Origin of the sequence: Psychrobacter sp. FME13 (assembly GCF_014861395.1) — a bacterium.
Lineage (GTDB): Bacteria > Pseudomonadota > Gammaproteobacteria > Pseudomonadales > Moraxellaceae > Psychrobacter.
In genome coordinates this window covers 1-1,455 of record NZ_RRYV01000292.1, presented here as the reverse complement: position 1 = coordinate 1,455, position 1,455 = coordinate 1, and the positions used below count along the sequence as shown (strand labels likewise).

General features: G+C 35.5%; 2 protein-coding genes. Both read left to right on the top strand.

Features of this window, described 5'->3' with window-relative positions; all coding sequences use genetic code 11:
• Window positions 1–23 precede the first annotated feature (23 nt).
• Entirely contained in the window at window positions 24–557 is a 534-nt protein-coding gene (locus EI164_RS16110) for a M12 family metallo-peptidase (RefSeq protein ID WP_192520987.1), read from the top strand.
• Between the two features lie 36 nt (window positions 558–593).
• The gene (locus tag EI164_RS16105) at window positions 594–1,268 is read left to right on the top strand and encodes a hypothetical protein (protein WP_192520986.1); all 675 of its coding nucleotides are present in this window, start codon (window positions 594–596) and stop codon (window positions 1,266–1,268) included.
• Window positions 1,269–1,455 lie beyond the last annotated feature (187 nt).

Here is a 1,455-nt window from a genome sequence, read left to right as displayed (position 1 = left end):
AACTACTATAACACCATTATTCTATCATTAAATTAATCAACACATTATTAAAACATAGCCAAAAAGATATAGTCAAACTATATGAATTATTTAGTGAAAAATACGTACCTTCAGGTGGCATTGAAGGTGCTAATAATAAAAAAACTTTCGTAATATTTACAGACTATAAGGTTAAAACTGGTATTTACACTACATTAGGTAGCGCTCAAGCACGTGAAAAGAATATGGTCGAGAACTTATTTGACTGTACGTTCAACGATGATTGTTTTTCAAAGGTTTGGGGTAATGCAGTGGTATTATTTGATCAAGGTAATACTCAATTAGATACTTTTGCACATGAATTGGGTCATAGTTTTAGCTTGCCACATACATTTGCCAGTAGTTCGTTGACACGACACAGCTTTTATCAAGGGTATACGGACAATTTAATGGATTATTCTTATTTATTAGATCGCACAGGAAAAGAGAGTGGCGGGACGAATCCATATAAGCATCATATGTGGTCACTATTTAAGTGGCAGTGGGATCTACTAAGAAAAGACCGAAGCATTAGATAATACTCAAACCATAGTTTAATAAAATTGGAATTCCATATGATTAAAGTTAAATATGTAATACTATTGCTTTTGCCGTTAGCAGGTTGTCATGAGCTACCAAATAAAAAAGTTAATACCGATAATGAAGCCTTAGATTGTCGACAATATTCGATTGAACAAGAATATGAAATGGTAGAACCCGTAGCGCCTGATACTGGCATACAAAGACAACAACCCATTGACGTTATTTCCAGAGCAACGTTTATTGAAAGATTAAGGATATCTCCCCTATGGAAGAAACTAAAATACAAGTTCGAAGAAAATGAAGACTACACTGACACTTTTACCTTCCATACCAGCCAAGGCTATGTGCTTATTCGAGGAGATGATTACCTTACAGATATTACATATAATTTTAATGGCGCATTTATCGGAAATGAGTTTGGCCATACATTGCCAAAACAATATCAGCTTGAACTAATTGAAACTATTAACTTGATAGTTAACAATCATGATAAGGCTGTTGAAATATTTGATGAGCTTTACAGTAGCTATACGTATAAAGTTAATAATAATATCACCTTGTATGATGACCAATCAATTAAAGATAAAATTTTTCATACCTATGTTTCATATGACGACATATATTTTGAGCTTTGGGGCGTAAGACAAACAGGTCACCCTATAGCCGAATGTAATTTTGACATGATCGAAAAACTAACGATTAGTTAGATCACTGTTATAGCCAACAGTCTGGCACACGTGACAGGTCTGACCATCAGTCGTCGCCACTATGAACGTCATGCCTCAACACTAGAAGCAGGTATTCACTTAACCCAGCTGCGTCTGATTACCGCAGACACGCCGTGGGTGGGTAGCTTATATAGTAAACGCGTGCTACCGCCAATGACTGGTATCA

Bases quoted from the DNA above. Each gene is read 5' to 3' on its own strand.
- EI164_RS16105 (WP_192520986.1), top strand. From the start codon at position 594: ATGATTAAAGTTAAATATGTAATACTATTGCTTTTGCCGTTAGCAGGT.